This window comes from Psychrobacter sp. JCM 18901 (assembly GCF_000586435.1).
Classification (GTDB): domain Bacteria; phylum Pseudomonadota; class Gammaproteobacteria; order Pseudomonadales; family Moraxellaceae; genus Psychrobacter.
In genome coordinates this window covers 410,329-429,868 of sequence record NZ_BAWH01000001.1, presented here as the reverse complement: position 1 = coordinate 429,868, position 19,540 = coordinate 410,329, and the positions used below count along the sequence as shown (strand labels likewise).

Annotated in this window: 13 protein-coding genes and 4 pseudogenes; 11 read left to right on the top strand and 6 right to left on the bottom strand. The window is 42.5% G+C overall.

Annotation, left to right across the window (positions count from 1 at the left end; translation table 11 throughout):
* Positions 1-55: 55 nt before the first annotated feature.
* Together TT11_RS02125 and TT11_RS02120 are read right to left on the bottom strand one after the other, a co-directional pair.
* Entirely contained in the window at positions 56-1,765 is a 1,710-nt protein-coding gene (locus TT11_RS02125) for a xanthine dehydrogenase small subunit (protein ID WP_261868922.1), read from the bottom strand.
* Positions 1,766-2,683: 918 nt separating this feature from the next.
* A pseudogene (locus TT11_RS02120) lies at positions 2,684-3,300 on the bottom strand (flavodoxin family protein).
* A 691-nt stretch (positions 3,301-3,991) separates the two neighbouring features.
* Here TT11_RS02120 and TT11_RS02115 point away from each other — a divergent pair.
* Positions 3,992-4,648 (top strand): YeeE/YedE family protein, encoded by a 657-nt coding sequence (locus TT11_RS02115; protein WP_261868921.1) that lies wholly within the window; start codon positions 3,992-3,994, stop codon positions 4,646-4,648.
* Entirely contained in the window at positions 4,570-5,244 is a 675-nt protein-coding gene (locus TT11_RS02110) for a YeeE/YedE family protein (protein ID WP_261868920.1), read from the top strand. Before TT11_RS02115 ends, TT11_RS02110 begins: the two co-directional genes overlap by 79 nt.
* A 233-nt stretch (positions 5,245-5,477) precedes the next feature.
* Here the strand turns inward: TT11_RS02110 and TT11_RS02105 are convergent, their stop codons facing one another.
* The 3 genes and pseudogenes from TT11_RS02105 to TT11_RS02095 all read right to left on the bottom strand — a co-directional run bounded on the left by TT11_RS02105 (position 5,478) and on the right by TT11_RS02095 (position 7,630).
* Positions 5,478-5,747 carry a laccase domain-containing protein gene (locus TT11_RS02105; RefSeq protein ID WP_261868919.1) on the bottom strand — a complete coding sequence of 90 codons (270 nt, stop codon included), beginning with the start codon at positions 5,745-5,747 and terminating at the stop codon, positions 5,478-5,480.
* 23 nt (positions 5,748-5,770) lie between these two features.
* Positions 5,771-6,355: a polyphenol oxidase family protein gene (locus tag TT11_RS02100; RefSeq protein ID WP_261868918.1), complete on the bottom strand. Its 585-nt coding sequence runs from the start codon at positions 6,353-6,355 to the stop codon at positions 5,771-5,773.
* A 40-nt stretch (positions 6,356-6,395) separates the two neighbouring features.
* Positions 6,396-7,630, bottom strand: a pseudogene (locus tag TT11_RS02095) (RluA family pseudouridine synthase).
* Between the two features lie 760 nt (positions 7,631-8,390).
* Here TT11_RS02095 and TT11_RS02090 point away from each other — a divergent pair.
* From TT11_RS02090 to TT11_RS02055, 9 genes and pseudogenes are all read left to right on the top strand, one after another.
* Complete coding sequence (locus TT11_RS02090) at positions 8,391-9,572, top strand: outer membrane protein assembly factor BamD (protein ID WP_261868917.1); 1,182 nt, start codon at positions 8,391-8,393, stop codon at positions 9,570-9,572.
* 140 nt (positions 9,573-9,712) lie between these two features.
* Positions 9,713-11,936: pseudogene (locus tag TT11_RS16855) on the top strand (DNA primase).
* Between the two features lie 512 nt (positions 11,937-12,448).
* A complete protein-coding gene (rpoD, locus tag TT11_RS02080) occupies positions 12,449-14,371 on the top strand; it encodes an RNA polymerase sigma factor RpoD (RefSeq protein WP_191115137.1) in 1,923 nt (640 codons plus the stop codon).
* A 366-nt stretch (positions 14,372-14,737) separates the two neighbouring features.
* Positions 14,738-15,181 (top strand): MarR family winged helix-turn-helix transcriptional regulator, encoded by a 444-nt coding sequence (locus TT11_RS02075; protein WP_261868916.1) that lies wholly within the window; start codon positions 14,738-14,740, stop codon positions 15,179-15,181.
* Between the two features lie 16 nt (positions 15,182-15,197).
* On the top strand, positions 15,198-15,992 hold the full coding sequence (locus tag TT11_RS02070; RefSeq protein WP_261868915.1) for a siderophore-interacting protein: 795 nt from the start codon (positions 15,198-15,200) through the stop codon (positions 15,990-15,992).
* Between the two features lie 33 nt (positions 15,993-16,025).
* Complete coding sequence (locus tag TT11_RS02065; protein ID WP_261868914.1) at positions 16,026-16,172, top strand: hypothetical protein; 147 nt, start codon at positions 16,026-16,028, stop codon at positions 16,170-16,172.
* A complete protein-coding gene (locus tag TT11_RS16850; protein WP_370587750.1) occupies positions 16,102-16,314 on the top strand; it encodes a DUF2798 domain-containing protein in 213 nt (70 codons plus the stop codon). Before TT11_RS02065 ends, TT11_RS16850 begins: the two co-directional genes overlap by 71 nt.
* A 55-nt stretch (positions 16,315-16,369) precedes the next feature.
* Positions 16,370-16,558 (top strand): DUF2798 domain-containing protein, encoded by a 189-nt coding sequence (locus TT11_RS02060; protein WP_261868913.1) that lies wholly within the window; start codon positions 16,370-16,372, stop codon positions 16,556-16,558.
* Between the two features lie 543 nt (positions 16,559-17,101).
* A complete protein-coding gene (locus TT11_RS02055; RefSeq protein ID WP_101204781.1) occupies positions 17,102-17,410 on the top strand; it encodes a helix-turn-helix transcriptional regulator in 309 nt (102 codons plus the stop codon).
* A 273-nt stretch (positions 17,411-17,683) separates the two neighbouring features.
* Here the strand turns inward: TT11_RS02055 and TT11_RS02050 are convergent.
* Positions 17,684-19,122: pseudogene (locus tag TT11_RS02050) on the bottom strand (SulP family inorganic anion transporter).
* Positions 19,123-19,540 lie beyond the last annotated feature (418 nt).

The window sequence follows — 19,540 nt, the reverse complement described above, 5'->3', positions numbered from 1 at the left end:
TTATTCTTGGCAAATATAACGATAAGGCGGTATTAGCAATTTACAACTCTGCTAATTAAGCAGTCTCAGTCTGTCTACCTGCTACCAATTGCTTACCGCACTTCACCAGTAGACGCTGTACCACATGTGAGCGATATTCACGGCTGGCTCTGACATCGGTCATAGGCGTAACGTCTGCAGACAAGACTTGTGCTGCTTGCTCAAAACTCGCAACTTCAGCCGCTTGCCCAACGAGCGCTTGCTGACAGGTTGTAGCTAATAACGGTATGGCAGCCATGCCACCAAGCCCAAGCTTTGCATTCTCTATCGTCATGCCATCTGTTGATACATCGATTCGCACCGCTAGTAAACAAGCAGAAATATCATCCTCATAACGTTTGCTAATTTTATGAATAAATAAGTGCTGATTGTCATGCATCAGAGGAATATGGATAGCGACTACGTAACTGCCTGCTTGCAGTTTGGTCTTTTTATAATCTAAGAAAAATTCTGATAAAGGTATGATCTCATCCGTATAAACCGAATCACTACGATCTAGATCGATACCTGACTCTTCACGATTAGGTGCGCAATGACGCAGATGAATTGACGCATCTAACGCCAATAAAATCGGTGGTAAATCACCAATTGGAGAAGCGTTGGCTATATTGCCGCCGATGGTGCCCATATTACGGATTTGCGGAGAAGCAATGCGTTCAAATACTTGTGCAAAGATTGGAAAATACTGCTCAAGCACAGGCAACATCTGCTGATAGCTCATGCCAGCACCTAGTACTAGAGATTGGCTAGAAGCTTGCTCGTTATCTGAACCTTCGCTTGGGTCAGACTTTGCGTCAAGTAGTGACCATGACTTTAGGGCCTCAACAGCTGAAAGCTGGATAATCACCTCATGGTCGACTAAGTGCTGCGTCACGCTCAATCCTAAATCCGTACCACCTGCCCAAATCGTAGCCTGTGGATTGACTGCCAATACTTGATTAAGCTCATCTAGTGACTTGGGCATATATAACTGTCGCCCAGCATCATTAAGTGCAGGTACCATACCATTCGGCTCTTCATTCTTTAACTCAGTTGACACGTTTTCAGATACTGCTGATTCTTTTGTACTACGCATCGCGTCTGTGGCTAGACTGATAGTCAAGTCTTTCACCGCTGAATGCTCTGCTTCTCTCTGCTGACCGATATCACTCATCAATAGGCCCGCCTCGATAATCGGACGATAACCTGTACAGCGACATAGATTGCCAGAGATTGAAGCAACCACCTCATCATAGCTCAGCTGCTTGGCATCGCCCTGATTTGCTGCTTCTAGACTTGTCTGCATACGATTGTTTTCGTAAACGCAAGCTAGCGACATCACAAACCCAGGCGTACAAAAACCGCACTGTGATCCGTGACATTCAACCATGGCCTGCTGCGCTGGATGCAGCAGAGCACGTTCTGGATGATGTTCTGGATTATCTGCTAAATAAGAAGCCGTCATCAGATGATAACCATTCATGAGCGACACTAGCGTAATACAGGAGTTAATCGTATAGAACGGTGGCGTAGCATTTCCTTTATTACCATTTTCATCATTAAGCGCTGGCTGGCTAGCGTTAGGCAGGCGCTGAACCATCACAGTACAGGCACCGCAATCACCACTACCACAGCCTTCCTTCGTATCCGTTTGGCCTTCATGCAATCGTAGATACTCAAGCACCGTCGTATTAGGGTTAAGCTGGGTTAGCTCGTGGCGTTTCCCATTTAAGTAAAAACTAATCATAGCAAGACTCGGCTAAAATAAAATAATGAAGATAAGCATAAGGCTTAAGGAGTTTGACGGCTTAAATGCTGAACGTAAGCACTTGGTTTACATCATGCTGCAACCTTTTAAGTACGGTTATTCTGTTTTATTTGCTAATACATTCTTAAGAGATAAAAAAATCAGCACAGCGCACTTTTTATATCAGGTAAATCGGTTGCAAATATCAGCAAGCATCGAACAATTTTGTTAGAAAACTTGTACTATACGATACTTGACTATTTGGTCAGCTTTCAATATATTATCACTATTCTTATTTATAACACAACCCGTTAAAATGCCTATAGATACTATCGAACAGTTGGCAAATAATTGGTGAATAACTTAAATCTAAGGGAATATCTATACGGTTTGTAGATTTTATTCATTACTCAGCCACTCAAAACCAGACACTGTTTTTATAAATATTTCTAATTTTATACATAGTGAATAATAAAGCTGAGCGTTAGATAAGCCGTACTCCAAACAGTGAGATAGCTTGCGTAAAAACAGTGTCAAATACATATATCGCCTTTAAACTGCTATGAGCAGCTGATTTTTATATATAATGTCTGCAAATAAGCCCGACTCTTCACTACTATTATTTCTAATGATGGATAATCGTGACATATCGTTGGGCTAGCATCGTTTTTGAGATATTACTATGAAGTCATTTGCCTTTACCTATTTGCTAGTGGCAACGATGTTGTTAGGAGGTTGTCAATCGTTTCAATTCGTTGACAGTCCTATCCCCGTGAAGCCCGCCCCTATTAAGCTTGTTACTCCATAAAAATCCTAGCACTTAATAGAACTTACCGCTCAATAAAAATTGGCGAATAAAAAGCAGACATCAATAATGTCTGCTTTTTTATTCGATCGCTCTGTCGGTTCTAGCTGTTTTTATAGCTTAGCATCAGCTGGTTGATGCTTAATAATCGTTTTGGCCAGATGATCACCAAACCAAATAGCAGTATCAATATCGCCCGAACCTGGTGTCTCTTCAGGTGGGCCATCAAGCGACTGAGTCATCAGACCCAAAAAGCTAGACAGACGGTTCAAATCATGAGCCTCATGACCTGTCGGCATCAATGGCAAACCAATCCAGTTCATACCATGTTGCATCGCATATAGAGAAATCTGCTGCAATACAGCAAGTTTATCACCACTCAGCCGCCCGAATTGGCAAACGCTGCTGCCCACTTGCCTTCCCATTTACGATGATACCAACGCTTAGATGTCTCATCCATAAAAGTCTTAAATTCAGCCGTCACACTGCCCATATACACCGCACTACCAAAAACCAGCAAATCTGCCTGATCTAAATAATCCCAATCAACATCATACACATCGACAGCCTTGGCTTGCGCGGCTGGCAATTGCTGATGCGCACCTTGTACTATCGCCTCAGCGACACGCTTGGTATGACCATAATTACTATGGAAGATAACAGCGATTGAGACATTAGGCGCGTTATCAGTAGGTGTAGATGTGTTAGACGATTTAGCAGGTGTATTCATACGTACTCTAATAATAAATAATTGGTTGAATAATAAAACTTATAAAATATTGGATACTTAGCCACAGTCGATAGCTAGTGGCCTTATTTTCACTGATAAGTACTTATCGATAACTTAAGCTTTCGAGCGATACAACAGAATCAAGCAACGTTTCTTTGAGTCAATTTAACTGGCAGAAATATCAATAATGATGGAGCAATCGCATAGTCTCTATATGTCAACGTATACATACCAGTATATATGCGATGAACTTCATTGAATTCAAGCCCATTGTATCAGACGTATTTTTGTTTTTAAGTTATTTATTAAAGTCTGACTAAGCAAAGCACATATACTTTTAATATATTTTGTATAAATGGGTCAGTCGCGTTAACTGATAATGTGACACAAACAAATTCCTGATACCTAATAAACCTATAATTATCAGCACTATAGATAACTATTGATATAAGGTCATATACACAGCGGTTTATTTATTCCATATAATCATATACTAATTCTACTTTTTCTAACCACTTCGTATTTACATTGATAACAATAGGATTATGATGTAGCGCTTCTTACTGCTAAACCAAATCAATCGAATTAACAGCCGTACAGTTTCCAATTCTGCAAACCTGCGCAACTATACTCATATAAATTCTTATAAAAATGATATCTGATAACATCATCGGATAAGGAAGCTATTACCTTGACTACTCTCGTTCAACCTGTAAACGACACAAAAGATCCTATCGTCAGAGATGATCTGGCCCTAAACGCACCGCAAAAACCCTTAATTATGGGTGGTGGCATCGTAGGATTGATTGTGCTTGCATACCTACTAGCCACTCAACATATCTCTCAATCACTCTTGCTTGGCATAGGTCTTTTGTTAGGCTATACCCTTTTTCATGCTCGCTTTGGTTTTACCTCTGCTTTTAGACGTATGATGTCAGTGGGTAACGGTCAGGCGATGCGTTCACACATGCTGATGTTGGCAGTTGCTGTCACGCTATTTGCGCCAATCCTTGCTTATGGCACGACGCTATTTGGCGGTCCTGTCGCAGGTTATGTCGCGCCATTAGGGGTCAGTCTAGTCGTAGGTGCATTTGTATTTGGTATCGGCATGCAACTTGGTGGCGGCTGTGCCTCTGGTACGCTCTATGCGGTAGGCGGTGGACGCTCTGTTATGTTCATCACCTTTATTTTCTTCATAGTGGGCGCCACGATTGGGCTTATCACTTGCCATTCTGGACAGAAGAGATGCCCGCTTATGCGCCTTTCTCTTTGGCAACCTCTACAGGTCTTGGCTATACAGGGGCATGGCTGGTATCGCTTGCTATATTTGGCATTATCGCATGGGTGACGTTAGTCGTTGAGAAAAAAAGAAACGCACCGAAGATGGCGCCCGTGCCTTCTGAGTCTGGTTGGAAACGAATCTTTCGTGGTTCTTGGCCGCTATTTGCTGCCGCAATCGTCTTAGCTTTACTCAACGGTCTGACATTGCTTACACGTGGTCAACCGTGGGGTATTACGTCAGCATTCACATTGTGGGGCTCTAAAATTGCAAACGGCTTTGGCATGGATGTGGCTAGCTGGGGCTATTGGCAAGGGGCTAATGCAGCGGCGCTTGAAGCTTCTATCTTTGCAGATTCGACCACTGTATTGAATATCGGCATCATCATTGGCGCGTTTATCGCTTCTGCTGCGGGTGGTTTGTTCAAGTTTACTAAGATTACTACTGGTAACTTTGCAGCATCGGTCATTGGCGGCTTGATGATGGGGTACGGTGCACGTCTCGCGTTCGGTTGTAATATCGGCGCTTACTTCGGTGGTATCGCTTCTTTTAGCTTACATGGCTATATCTGGGGCATACTGGCAATGGCAGGTACGTTCTTGGCACTATATTTACGTCCTTTATTTGGCTTATCAGTACCAAAATCTAGCGACTCCGTTTGCTAATACATATGTTGTAATAATGCAGGCCTTATGTTAATACAAATGTAGCACTTAAATAAAAAACAGCAGAATAATCTGCTGTTTTTTATTGTCTATCACTTCCTTACCACTACTCATTATTATATAGCCAAAGAAATCTAAAACAGCTACAAGGCAGCCGACCGTAGATTGTACATATAGTACATCTAGGGAGGGTAACACCGTAGCGGTTTAGTAGTTCGCTGACTATAAAGCTGCTAGCGACGGACGATGACCAGTGCCATCCGGCCTGTGGCAGGCTGGTGCATATGAGTCTGGCGGCGATACGAGTAATAGTGAGTATCTGCGTAACTACAGTCAACAGGCAAGTCATTCACAACTGTAGCACCAGCAGCTTCTAACTGCATAGCAGCAAGCTTCGGTAAATCCAACTTTATCTTGTCATCATAAGACGATATGGAAAATAGCGACACAAAGTCATCGATATGCTTCTTTGACAACGTCTGGTTGGCTATACACCCAGACAATAGCTTATCACGAACGTCTACATTTACTTCATAATTTTCCTGACTGATACAAACGCTATCCAAGCTTGTATAGGGCCTGAATCAGTAAATCGATTAACAGTTTCTTGTATCACACCGCAGGCCAATCCTTGCCAGCCTGCATGAATCGCTGCGATTTTGCCACTGGTAGGTTGATATAACACGATAGGCACACAATCTGCCGTCATGATTGCCAGACCGCGACCATTTTGTTGACTGACCATCGCATCAGCAGACAGTGGCGCCATATTCAGTGTAGTAGCGTCGACATCATGAATATGTTTACCATGAACCTGACTGACCCAATGCAAGCGATTAATGGCCGCATGCTGCTCGTTTTGTGCAGACTTATCTGTCAGTTGCTCATTGATAGCAGCTAATAGATTCATGCGGTTATCTAATACTTGCAGTGCATTATCATTGACATGAAGACCTAAATTCAGCTCGCCGTAATTTGACTGACCCGCATACCCTGTACGTTGGTTTTTAGCAGCAGAGTCATCAATATCATCATACACAAAAGCAGCCGTCTGAAAAACAGCCACATCATCAATTTGCGCAATCATTGTCATCGGGAACGTGTTCGTCATGGCTGCTCGCTCTCACCTCTCATCTAGTAAACATTAGCGTTTACTCTTCATAATAACCGTCGCTTAGTACGGCCATCAGTTTTTGCATGTCTTCAGGTAGTGGCGTCGTGACTTCAATGTCCTCACCTGTCGTCGGATGCACAAACCCTAACGTATAGGCATGCAGTGCTTGGCGCGGGAAATTATTAATAGCTTGACGCTGAGCTTCTGTCAATCCAGAGCGCAACTGACGACGGCCACCATAGACACGGTCACCGACTAGTGGATAAGTAATGTGACTTAGATGCACACGAATTTGGTGCGTACGTCCAGTCTCAAGTCCAACATCTAGTAGACAGTAGTTTTCGTTCAATGGTGTGACATTTAGCAGATGCGTTACCGCTTCGCGGCCAGCAGTCATCACCGTCATCTTAGTACGCTGGTTACGATGTCGACCAATCGGCGCATCGATACGACGATGACGAGATAAACTTGCTTGGTCCCCTGCCACCACACACTTATAGTGACGATAAACAGATTTGTCTTTTAGCTGCTCCATTAGTGCCATCTGAGCAGGTTTGGTTTTGCCAATCAATAGCAATCCAGAGGTGTCTTTATCAATACGGTGCACGAGACCTGCACGCGGTAAATGATGCTGCTGAGGATAATGATATAGCAGTGCATTGACCAAAGTGCCATTTTGATTACCCGCGCCTGGGTGAACCACCATACCGACAGGTTTATTGATTACCAATACGTCATCATCTTCATAAACAACATCGATATCTATGTTTCTGGTTGGTCTTCGCCATGCTGCTGTAACGTCGTTGATAGATGCAATACGTCATCTGCTTTGACACGGACTTTCGGTTTTTGAACACTGCCGTTATAGAGCAGACTACCATCAGTAATCCAGTTCTGTAATTGCACACGCGAAAAGTCTGAAAACGCTTGTGAGGCGACCTTATCAATACGCAGACCAGCCTGATCTTCTGTGACCACATGCGTCATATCTACAATCACTGGCACAGCTTGACCCGCTACTGGGGCTTCATCGTCGTCGCCGTCCATATCGCTGTCATCAATATCATTATCATCAATGTCGCTATCGTTCAGATCATTACCATCATCGATGAGCAACTCTTCATTATCAAGCGCATCATCATGCACTTGCTCACTCATCATTGGTTGATTATCAGGTAGCTCATTATTGTTCAAAACTTCATTTGGCATTGGTGACTCTTGTGCTGATGAATCAGTATCTAGCGATTGATTCGGTGATAAATTGGTAGTCATGGCATCATTATTCATAGCGGATTGATACATTGATACGTGGCAAAGTCCCTGACAGTGTTTTGTGAGGTGACTTCGAAGATAGTATTATAAATATCAGTATAAAAAATTGTCGTTTTTTTTATTATAGTCTTTGCTTATAAATGGTAGATAACCACCTTTAATGTACAAAAAAGCGAAGACAATACCGCTCTAGTGTACCATGTCGCACGCATAAGCCCTATAGAAGCTGCATGCTATCTGATAATTTTTGAGCATACCTTTGGGCTGTAAGATGCCTCGCTTAACTCTCTAGAACATGACATTGCTGTAATTTACTGTATATTTACTCATGCTAGCGACATTCGATATCGCTCGTGACAGCCGCTCATGTTAAACTGCCTATACAATATAGATGGCGAAAAAAATAGACGTAGCAAATGTTATTCTATAAAGTATAGCCATGTTTTGCTGTATGCTATGGCACTGTATGCGAATGCCGTATTTAGATACAGTTTGAAAATAGCATTGAGTTTTGTTGACCGTGTTTGCCATTTAAACCGTTTGATTATGGCTAAATGCATGTGGTCTATGACTGGCTTACTATACAAGCGCTATGTATCAGGCCCAATCTATCAGTACAATACGTCATAACAAAAACTGCATTCGATAAAAAAATTTTTGCTAGTGGATCGCTGACTATTTAGCGCCGTTTTTTATCACTAACCTTTTATATAGCATGATAGCGCCGCTGCTATTATGCGTCTTGTGTCGGAGAAGAAGTATGCAAGCTGTTGGCAATACGTTTATCAAACTGTCCTCAATAACCCTACTGGCGCTTAGCGTCAATCTAGTGGGTTGCCAGACTTTCAAAAATCTAACTGGCGCCAAAGATGGTGAGGCAGTAGAAACAGCTGAAAAATCAGAGCAAGGGTATTATAACGAGGCCGTCAATCAGATTGACAAAGGTCACTATATCCAAGGCATCGAAGAGCTGACCAATCTGCGCACATTCTACCCAACTGGACAGTACGCTGAACAAGCCTTGCTTGACATGATGTATGCACAATACGAAGGCGACAAGTATGAGATGGCGGCAGCAAGTGCTGAGCAGTTTATCCGTCTGTATCCGTCTAACCCACAAGTTAGCTACGCCTACTATGTGCGCGGCGTTGCCAATATGGAAGGTTCATCTGAAAGCCTAAAGTTATTTAAACTGAACCAAGCTGAGCGTGATACCGCGTATTTGCGTATTGCCTTTGCCAACTTCCAAGAGCTTATCAATAAATATCCAAACAGCCCATATGCGCCAGATGCCGCTCAGCGTATGACGTTCATCTATAACCAGTTTGCTGAGAGCGAAATGAGCGCGGCCAATTGGTATATCGAGCGTGAAGCTTATGTAGCAGCGGTCAACCGTGCCAAATGGGTATTCCAGTATTACCCGCTGAGTGAATCAACCCCAGATGCTCTTGCGGTATTAGCTTATAGCCATGAAAAACTTGGCCTAAACGATTTGGCCAATGAGTACAAAACGCTGTTGCAGATCAACTACCCAGAAATGCTAACCAGCAACGGTAGTGTGAAATTAAGCACCAAACGTGACCGTACTTGGCTCAATAAGATTACCTTTGGCAAGCTTGGTCGTTCGAACACAACTGACAAATCAGTCGCATCTGGCGAGTATAACGGCGCCACCAAGACACAAATAATTCGTAATGCCGCCCAGTTGAGACTAGCAGGAACAAACACGACGCCTGCCAATACTCCAGTCGCCAATAATGCTGCTGCACGTAATGGTATTAGCGTAGGCTTAGGTCTGCCTGAAGCGTCAGCTGAGCGCGTGACCAGCCAATCAAGTACTGGCTCAACTGCAAGAGAAGCCAACGTCGATCCACTAAATACCAATCCGACACGTCGCACTACACTAAATGACGACAGTGTGAATGATATGGATAATAATTGATTACGTTAAGTCTTTTAGCCTAACTAACACAGTCTGTATTCATTGATAATAAGGTCAACATTATGTTGGCCTTATTTTTCTAGCAGCACCTTATTACCTCTGCCCCAACATAATCGACCTATGGTAAACTGTTTTTTTGTATGAGCATTCCTAACCATATTCTTGAACAACTAAATAGCCAAGCTGACCTGATCAGCATCATTGGCAAACACACCACGCTTAAACGGGCTGGTAGTGAATATAAAGCTGCTGCCCTTTTCATGGTGAAAAATCGCCTTCCTTTTATGTCAATCCACAAAAAAACATCTATCACTGCTTTGGCTGTAGCGTCGGTGGCAATGCCATCAGTTTTTTTGCGTGATTATGAAAATTTGACATTTATTGAAGCTGTTAATGAACTATCAAAGCAAACAGGCATTGAAGTACCGAAAGAAGAACAGCAAAACGTTAGTTATCAACGTCGCGCACCCAAACCTATTGCACCGCCACCAGTTCACAATGTGCCTAGCCCAACTGTAGAACATAGCAAAGTAAGCCAAGACGGTACAAATAAAGACAATCATCAAAATAATCGTCAAGGCATTTATCAAGACAGTCATCAAAATAATGTCGTCCAAAGTGACCAAAATTACATCGATCAGCCAGTTATGATGACAATCAGGGCTATGAGAACTTTCCACCATTAGAGGCGTATGATTCAGCCTCCTACTCGATGGACTCGTATTCCTCAGAGCCGTATACGCCAAACCATGCAGATGACAGTGGCTATCCACCAGCATGGCTGACAGATACGGATACTGGCGCTGGTATGCAGGACGCTCATGGCATTGAGCAAAGCGATGATAAAGATGGCAACCTATATGAGCTGCTAGAGCAAATCCAGCAGTTCTATCAGCACAATCTGATCACGCACCCCCATGCCAAGCACTACTTTTTATCGCGCGGTATCACTGAAGACATCTTTGAGACCTTTGGTCTTGGCTATGCGCCATTTGGTTGGCAGCATCTTGAGCATCAATTTCCGCAGGATATTGAAGGACTAAAAGCCTTAGGATTGGTACGTCAGTCAGAGTCTGGCCGCGACTACGATCTATTGCGAGACCGAGTCATCTTCCAATTCGTGATAACCAAGGCCGCACTATTGGTTTCGGCGGTCGAGCGCTTGATGACGAAGTAAAGCCTAAATATATCAACTCCTCAGACTCACCCGTCTTTCATAAGCAGCATGTACTATACGGCTATTATGAATCACGTCAGCAGCGCGCAGATAGCTGGCTAGTGGTCGAAGGCTATATGGATGTGATCGCTCTTTATCAAGCGGGTATCTATGGGGCAATTGCTCGATGGGTACAGCGATTAATGAAAGCCAAATATCGCGGTTACTGACACTCAATCCAACGCTTACTTTGAGCTTTGATGGAGATAGCGCAGGACAAAAAGCCGCTTGGCGTACACTTGAAGTTGCCCTGCCTGTACTAGCCGATGATAAAGAACTGCGGTTTTTAACCCTGCCTAACAATCATGATCCTGATACTTTTATTAAGAGTCAGGGCAGCGATGCCATGCGTGAGCAAATCGCTAATGCCATGCCGCTATCACAGTATATTTTTGCGTATTTGAGTGAACGTTATGACATGAGTCTGGCTGAAGGCAAAGCCAAGCTTATGTCCCAAGTACGATCATTGACGACCGCCTTGCCCAAAGGCAGTAGCTTTCGCTATTTGCTCAACAATGACGTTTATCAAAAGCTTGGCGGTAAACGCAGTCAGAATGTCGAGGCTAAAGATGCGCTGCTGGATTTTGATGGTGATATGACCATCAGTCAGCAATTGCAGCTTTGCTTTTTGTTTCAGCCGCGCGCGTTAATCGACGACCCTATTGATTCGATTTGGCAACAGTCTGGTATTAATGGCTTACACCTACCTGCGCATATCAAACAAAAGGCTTCAGCCGATACGCTGCGTCCGCTTGCTTGGGAAGACCTGCAAGACGTGGCTCTGCTTGACATCGTGAGCACTATCAAACGCTGTCTTAATTATTTGCCAAAAGATGCCAACGCAGCAGCGCATTTTATCTTATCAAATGTGAAGCCTGCGACCCAAGAGATGCTGAGCCGTAATTGGGGCGGCTTTTATAAAGCGCTAACTGCGCGCAATATTTTGGGGCTTGATGGCCTGATCGAAGAGCTAGTCAGCCAGCTGCTTGAGCGCAATATGAAGAAAAAAAATACAAGAGCTGATACAGAACCCTGATCATATTAAGCTTGCGATCGTCCGTAAACAAACCCAATTATTAAATGATTGGCTACGCGCACAGCAGGCAGAGCAATCTGCCAGATGGTCACTGTGCAGTCTTAATGTTTAATTTCAAATGTTGACCCTTTAAAAGTCTAGCAGCTGCCCCCACTACTAATGATTATGCCCAGTAGCATGAGTCGCTCCCAAATCATTTAGCTGATGGCAAATAATCAGTAAAAAAATGGTCGGTAGCTATCACTAGCTCGTGCTTGACGACTGTGGTCTGTGTTAAACTGTGTCGCTGTATATTGACAGCACTGCTTGGTGAATGATTGTGAGCATGCATCGTTAAGCACAAATTTTAGGTATTATTTTACGTATCAGCTTTTAGATACTATTTTTTTAAGTACTGTATTTTTTTTAAGTACCATATTGAAGTCTTTTTAGCTTTTCTGATTTTTAGCTGTTTTTCAGCATTGTTATTGTAGTGTTTTGAGCCTTTATTCATATCAACTCATTTTTGATATTATTGACAACCTCTACGCCATATTTTGATCAATCGATTGATAAGATCAACGCAAAGAGCGAGCGATAGCGAGTCACAATATAAAAATGTCCGATGCAAGTAAGCGAGTATTTATGAACGATAAGTCAGTTTCTAAGTCCACATCTCAACTGGCCACCTTAATCCAAATGGGCAAAGAGCAAGGGTATCTTACCTACGCTGAGGTGAATGACCAGCTGCCCGACTCTATTACCGAAAGCGATCAGATCGAAGACATTGTGCAAATGCTGACCGATGTCGGTATCAAAATCTTTGAATCAGCTCCTGATGCCGATGACATCTTGATGAACGATGATTCAAGTGATGATGATATGGCAGCAGATGAGGCAGCGGCAGTACTCGCCTCTGTTGAAACTGAGCCTGGTCGTACCACTGATCCTGTACGTATGTATATGCGTGAAATGGGTACGGTTGACCTACTAACTCGCGAAGGTGAGATTGCCATTGCTAAGCGTATCGAAGAAGGTATTCGTGATGTGCAGCATGCCATGTCTTACTGGCCTGGTACCGTACAGTTTGTCCTTGACGAGTATCAAAAAGTACAGGACGGCGAAAAAAAGCTATCTGACGTCATCACTGGTTTCTTAGATCCTGAAACCGAAGAAGATAAAATCGCAGCCCAAGAAGCAAAAGAAGCAGCGAAAGAAGAGCGTGAACGCATCAAAGAAGAAAAAGAAAACCCACCGGTTATCAAAGCCAAGGTCAATGCGAAAGCAGCGGCGCTTGATGATGATGACGAAGACGAAGATGACGTTGAAGACGAAGCTGAAGAAGAAACCAGCGGTCTTGACCCAGAAGAGGTTCGTTTGCGTCTAGAAGAGATCGAGCATCTATTTATCAAAGCCAAGCAAGCATTGCTAGATTATGGCCGTGGTAGCGTACAGGCTGATACCGCGTATGCCCTACTTGCTGAACGCTTTATGATGTTAAAGCTAAACAATCGCTTGTCAGACCAAGTCATGGCTATCATGCATGACGTCTATGACGACGTGCGTAAGCAAGAGCGTCAAATCATGCGTTTGGTGATTCGTCGTGGTCGTATGCCGCGTGAAGAGTTCCGTAAGACCTTCCCTAGCAATGAAACCAACGTTGATTGGTTGATTGAACGTATCAAAGGTAAGCCTGCATTTGCTGGTACGCTAGAAAAAGTCACTGATGATGTGATTTTATTACAACGTCGTATTCGTGATTACGAGCAACAGCTCGACATGAAAATCCATGATATGAAAGATGTGGCACGTCGTATGGCTGTTGGTGAAGCAAAAGCGCGCCGCGCGAAAAAAGAAATGGTCGAAGCTAACCTACGTCTGGTTATCTCTATTGCGAAGAAATATACTAACCGTGGCCTACAGTTCTTGGACCTTATCCAAGAAGGTAACATCGGTCTGATGAAAGCCGTTGATAAGTTCGAATATCGCCGTGGTTATAAGTTCTCGACGTACGCCACATGGTGGATTCGTCAGGCGATTACTCGTTCTATCGCTGACCAAGCGCGCACCATTCGTATCCCTGTGCATATGATTGAGACGATCAACAAAATCAACCGTGTTTCACGTCAGTTGCTACAGGAAATGGGTCGCGAGCCAACACCTGAGGAATTAGGCGAACGCTTAGAGATGGACGAAGTTAAAGTCCGTAAAGTGCTGAAGATTGCTAAAGAACCTATCTCTATGGAAACCCCTATCGGTGATGACGAAGATTCGCACCTAGGTGATTTCATCGAAGATGGTACGATCTCAAGCCCTGTCGATGATGCAACAGCTGCTGGTCTGCAAGAAGCGACGCGTGATGTATTGGGTAACCTGACTGAGCGTGAAGCGCGTGTCCTAAAAATGCGTTTCGGTATCGATATGCCAACGGATCATACTCTAGAAGAAGTCGGTAAACAGTTCGATGTAACGCGTGAGCGTATTCGTCAGATTGAGGCAAAAGCATTGCGTAAATTGCGTCATCCATCACGTTCTGAGCACTTGCGCTCTTTCCTTGAAAATGACTAAATTTTCAGAAAAATATTGAGCCTAGCTAATAGGTTTCAGATAGTTGCTAAAAATAAAAAAGCTGAGTATATCTCAGCTTTTTTTGTGCGTGCTTTTTAATTCTATAACTTATTAATCACAGTGTTTGTTAATTACAAAGCTTTTTAATTACAGAGATCTTTAATTGCATAGCCTCCTAGTCATAAATCCCTTTAATCCGAGAGCTCCTCGTTCAATATATCCCTATTTTCTTTACCTTCTACTACCTTCTTTCATTAAGAATTATCTAATTATAGACACAGACTATTCTTCAAAAATCACTTTATAGTTGACACTATCAACCTTATTCTATATAGTTGCTTCTATCAACTATATCAAAGAGTTTTTATGTCTAACAATTCATTGAGTGAAACACTACATCAATTGATGCATACCTATACCAACCTGCTGCTAGAAGGTATTCGTCAGCAAGGTGTGGAGTTGTCCGTGACTAATATTAGAACGTTAAAAGGTGTCTGTTATAACCCCAATAGCACTGCGCTATCTATCTCTAAACATATGCAGCGAGACAAAGCGCAAATCACTCGTGCCTTAAATGACCTTTTGGCGGCTGAGCTAATCTTGAAGACAGATAACCCGCTTGATGGTCGCAGCCAATTACTACAGCTGACCTCTAAAGGCGAAGAAGTTATGACAAAGCTTGATGCAGCAGAAGAATGGACAAGACAGCAATTAACGAAAGATTTAAGCCTCGTAGAGCTTGCGTTATTCTTCCGTGTCAGTCGCACCATGATAGACAACGTTAGCAACAGCAAGACTACCGATAAATAAGTAAGGACAGATCCGTATGAATAACACCATAAATCAGAAACCAGTGCGTGAAATCATGACCGTTGCTCACAAGCAAATGATTACTCCGCACTACATCCGTATATACCTCACAGGCCAAGCAGATACTATTGCCAATATCGCGACTATGACAGTTGGTGCAAACAATAAAGTACTTATTCCTGTCGATAAAGCTCAGCCAATTGACCTAAGTGACAATACTACTTTCATTGTCCGCACTTATACTCACCGCGGCGCTGAGGTAGCAAAACAACAGATTTGGATTGATTTTGTCGCTCATGGTGACAAGGCGCCTGCTTCAGGTTGGGCTACTCATGCTGAGGTTGGCGACGAGATTGGTATCTTAATGAAGCCTAAAACCAAAGCGCTTTATCCCGATGCAGATAATTTTCTACTGATTGGCGATGCCACAGCGATACCTGTGCTCGGCTCAATACTAGAAACCTTGCCTGCCAGCGCGACTGGTCAATGCATCATCGAAGTACACGGTGTAGAAGATGAACAAGAGTTGTCCACAGCAGCCAATATCACCATGACATGGTTACATAACCCAAATCCAACGCAAGGCAGTCAATTAATCGACACAGTAAAATCTCTCGATTTGCCAACTGCAGAGCAGAGCCGTTTTGCTTATATCGCTAGCGAATTCTCATCTGTCAAAGCCCTTCGTCATTACCTAAAGGTCGAGCAACAGTGGTCTAAGGATGAGCTATATGCCTTTTCTTACTGGAAAGCAGGTGTTGCAGAAGATCAATCTGTAAGCGATCGACAGGCAGAAAAAAACACCGACTAATTAAACGCTCTTTATGATGATAGGAAAATGACTATGGCTCCAAATACTATGCCGTCAAATACCGAGACCCTGCTCATTGATGCCAATAAAAATAGTGGCGTTAATAATGATGGCACTAAAAAAAACACCGTTGCTCTACAAAGTGTTATTAATACTTGCCTTAATGACGGTCATAGGTGATCTCTTAACAGGTGTGATGACTTATATGAATGTCGGATATTCCGATACATTTTTTATAGACTGGTCTAGAGCGCTACTTGCAGCGTATGCGATTATGCCGATTGGCTTCTTACTGATGGGTCTGGTCAAAAAAATTTATTAATCACAAGCTACCTAATACCAAAGCGTACAAGCGCAATCTCATCACAGGCATATTAATGGCTTGCATAATGGAGTCTATGTTGGCCTTTAGTACTGCCTCAAAGACGATTGGTTTTGCCAATCAAACAGCATTTTTAAATGGTTGGTTAGAAGGGTTTCTAGTTGCATTACCAGTAGGATTGACGTTAATGGTCATTGTTTCTATGACTATTAAACCAAAAATTGAGGCATTTCTAAAAAGCTAAAATATCACGACTATGTTTATTAAGCTTCCTGGCACTCTGCCGCGAAGCTAACCAGATTAAGAAAAAAAGTTAATAAAATTTAAGAACATAAAGCATTAAGGGCGTATTGAATATTCAACACGCCCTTGTCATGTCAGAAGCTTTCTAATACTATTTTACTGCTGGTTTGGCAAAGAACTAACGTGTATTTAATAAGTCAGTCGTAACAACCTTTAGTATTAAATACGGTTTGAAACAATCTTTTTTTACTCGTCATATATTGTTACTATTCGACAATATTCCGATGACTAGACAGTACAACTGTCATAATTAATCTAGTTTTGGCTGTATACTCTACTGTTATAGAAACGTATAGTCAGAATACAAACGCTAGTTATAAGCAGTATTCTACTAGTAGCCGTTTATTTATATATGGTTGACACATTGGCGGTAAATAGAATCTACATCTCTTTGGTGTCTAGACCCATAATGAGTAAGCTAAAAATCTAATGTTCTACTCTGACAGTTGTTGATTATTAACTAGGTATCGATATCACACATTTTATGAATACAGAAAACATAATATCTGCACTTAACAACCCCATGCGTCGTCAAATCATAAAGTGGTTGAAGGACAGATCAAACTTCCCAGCGTCATTACCAGAGCATGCTAATCTGGATGGTGTATGCGTCAGCTACATTCAAGAAAAAGCTGGATTGTCGCAATCAACCATTTCAAACTATATGGGTGTGTTAAAAAAAGCAGGATTGGTTACGTCCGAACGCCATGGACAATGGACGTTTTATCAGCGTCATGAAGCTAACATCGAAGCATTTCTCAATGAAGTTGAAAAAGAGCTGTTGAAGCTTTAAAAATTTCTCATGATCTTTAAAGCTACTTTGTTTTACTACATAACATCTAGATATTTCAATATAACGATTAACTATCTTCATACCGCATCATCCAAACCAGTACTTCTTCCCTTCTAGCTATTCCTTCTCTTCTGCCATCCTATTAGCTTGTAAAAACTTTATCCATAAAAGAATATAGTCTTCTAATCAGTTTTTAATTTGCATAAAAAAAAGCCAAGGTACACTCAGCTTTTTTTATCCTTATCAGTATAATACTATTAATACGTAGCTAAATTAATGCGCGCCTAAACTTTGCTCAGCATCTGGCTTATCATGCACACCGAAATTGTCTATCATCGCTTGGCTCGCCTCGTTCAAACCGATGAGCTCTACTTCAGTGCCTTCACGGCGAAATTTAATGATGACTTTATCTATGGCGGCGACTGCTGTCACGTCCCAAAAATGCGCGCGCGACACGTCAATGACTACTTTAGAGACAGACTCTTTAATATCAAAGGAATCAATCATACGCTCTGCTGATGAAAAAAACACTTGTCCATCAACTCGATAATAACGCGTTTGCGCTGCTTCATCCATGTGACTATGCACGCTCATATAGCGCTCAATCTTATTGGCAAAGAACAATGCTGACAGCAATACACCAATCAATACGCCATAGGCCAAGTTGTGCGTTGCGACCACCACAGCAACGGTCGTAATCATGACCACATTACTTTGCAGCGGCTTAGTTTTTAGCTCTTTAAATGAACCCCAGTTAAAAGTACCGATAGACACCATAATCATCACAGCGACCAATGCGGCCATTGGAATAATCTTTAACCAATCACTTAAAAACACCACCATCAATAATAAAAACACGCCTGCTACTAGAGTAGAAAGACGTGTATAACCGCCTGATTTTACGTTGATGATCGACTGACCAATCATTGCACAGCCTGCCATCCCGCCAAAAAAGCTACTAACCACATTGGCAATACCTTGGCCTTTACACTCTTGCGTACGGTCACCTTTGGTATCGGTCAAATCATCTACGATTGTCATGGTCATCATAGACTCAAGTAAGCCCACTATCGCCAAACTGATAGAATACGGAAAAATAATAATCAATGTATCTAAGTTCAACGGGATATCAGGTATCAAAAACATCGGCAGAGTGTCAGGTAGCTGACCCATATCGTTGATGGTTCGAGCCTCTGCACCTAATAAGATGGCTATAGCGTGACCTGTACAATACTGACCAATGGCGATGGAATCACTTTACCGATCTTTGGAATATATGGATAGCCATAGATAATGACTAGACCTAGCGCTACAAGACCATAAACATGTACTAGGTTTGAACCTGCCTGCGGCATCAGCTCAGGAACCTGCGACATAAAAATCAAAATAGCCAAGGCATTGATAAAGCCTAGCACTATGGATTGCGATACATATTTCATCAGATTACCCAGCTTTAAGAAACCAAAGATAATCTGTATAACACCTGTCAGCACACTGGCTGCCAACAAATACTGCAAGCCATAGTCTTTGACCAGCGTCACCATCAGTAACGCCATCGCACCAGTCGCCGCCGAAATCATCGCTGGACGACCACCGACAAACGCAATCACTACTGCGATACAAAATGAGGCATAAAGCCCTACTTGGGGATCGACACCAGCAATGATAGAAAACGCAATCGCTTCAGGAATAAGCGCCGAAGCGACGACCATGCCAGCCAAGACATCGCCTCTCACATTGGATAGCCAATGCTCTTTAATTGTATTTAACGTATTTAACTCAGTTTGGGTAACTGCTTTAGTCTGTCAATAAACGAGGTATCTAATCATTATTTGGAAAACATTTAATTGGAAAGCATCTAAAAAGTAGTTAAAAATCAGCTCACATGAAAAGTCTGACACATTTCTATCTAGGCATATCTATATTTAGACCCTTTGCTATCTAGGTACTTTGCTCATTACCTATCAAATGACAAATATAAAAATGTGAACGATCATAGTTAGCGAGTTATCGTTATAACGTACTTTTAGTGGTGTAATCTTTATGATCCACTAGATATATTGAATAGTGATACAAACGTTAAAGCAGTGCGTGCGCACAAGAAAAAGCGTCAGACGCTTTATAAGAGTA

What these genes read in the sequence shown, in the direction of transcription:
- TT11_RS02125 (WP_261868922.1), bottom strand. Translation starts at nt 1,765, where the DNA reads ATGATTAGTTTTTACTTAAATGGGAAACGCCACGAGCTAACCCAGCTT.
- TT11_RS02100 (WP_261868918.1), bottom strand. Translation starts at nt 6,355, where the DNA reads ATGACGAACACGTTCCCGATGACAATGATTGCGCAAATTGATGATGTG.
- TT11_RS02090 (WP_261868917.1), top strand. Translation starts at nt 8,391, where the DNA reads ATGCAAGCTGTTGGCAATACGTTTATCAAACTGTCCTCAATAACCCTA.
- rpoD (WP_191115137.1), top strand. Translation starts at nt 12,449, where the DNA reads ATGAACGATAAGTCAGTTTCTAAGTCCACATCTCAACTGGCCACCTTA.
- TT11_RS02075 (WP_261868916.1), top strand. Translation starts at nt 14,738, where the DNA reads ATGTCTAACAATTCATTGAGTGAAACACTACATCAATTGATGCATACC.
- TT11_RS02070 (WP_261868915.1), top strand. Translation starts at nt 15,198, where the DNA reads ATGAATAACACCATAAATCAGAAACCAGTGCGTGAAATCATGACCGTT.
- TT11_RS02065 (WP_261868914.1), top strand. Translation starts at nt 16,026, where the DNA reads ATGGCTCCAAATACTATGCCGTCAAATACCGAGACCCTGCTCATTGAT.
- TT11_RS16850 (WP_370587750.1), top strand. Translation starts at nt 16,102, where the DNA reads ATGGCACTAAAAAAAACACCGTTGCTCTACAAAGTGTTATTAATACTT.
- TT11_RS02060 (WP_261868913.1), top strand. Translation starts at nt 16,370, where the DNA reads ATGGCTTGCATAATGGAGTCTATGTTGGCCTTTAGTACTGCCTCAAAG.
- TT11_RS02055 (WP_101204781.1), top strand. Translation starts at nt 17,102, where the DNA reads ATGAATACAGAAAACATAATATCTGCACTTAACAACCCCATGCGTCGT.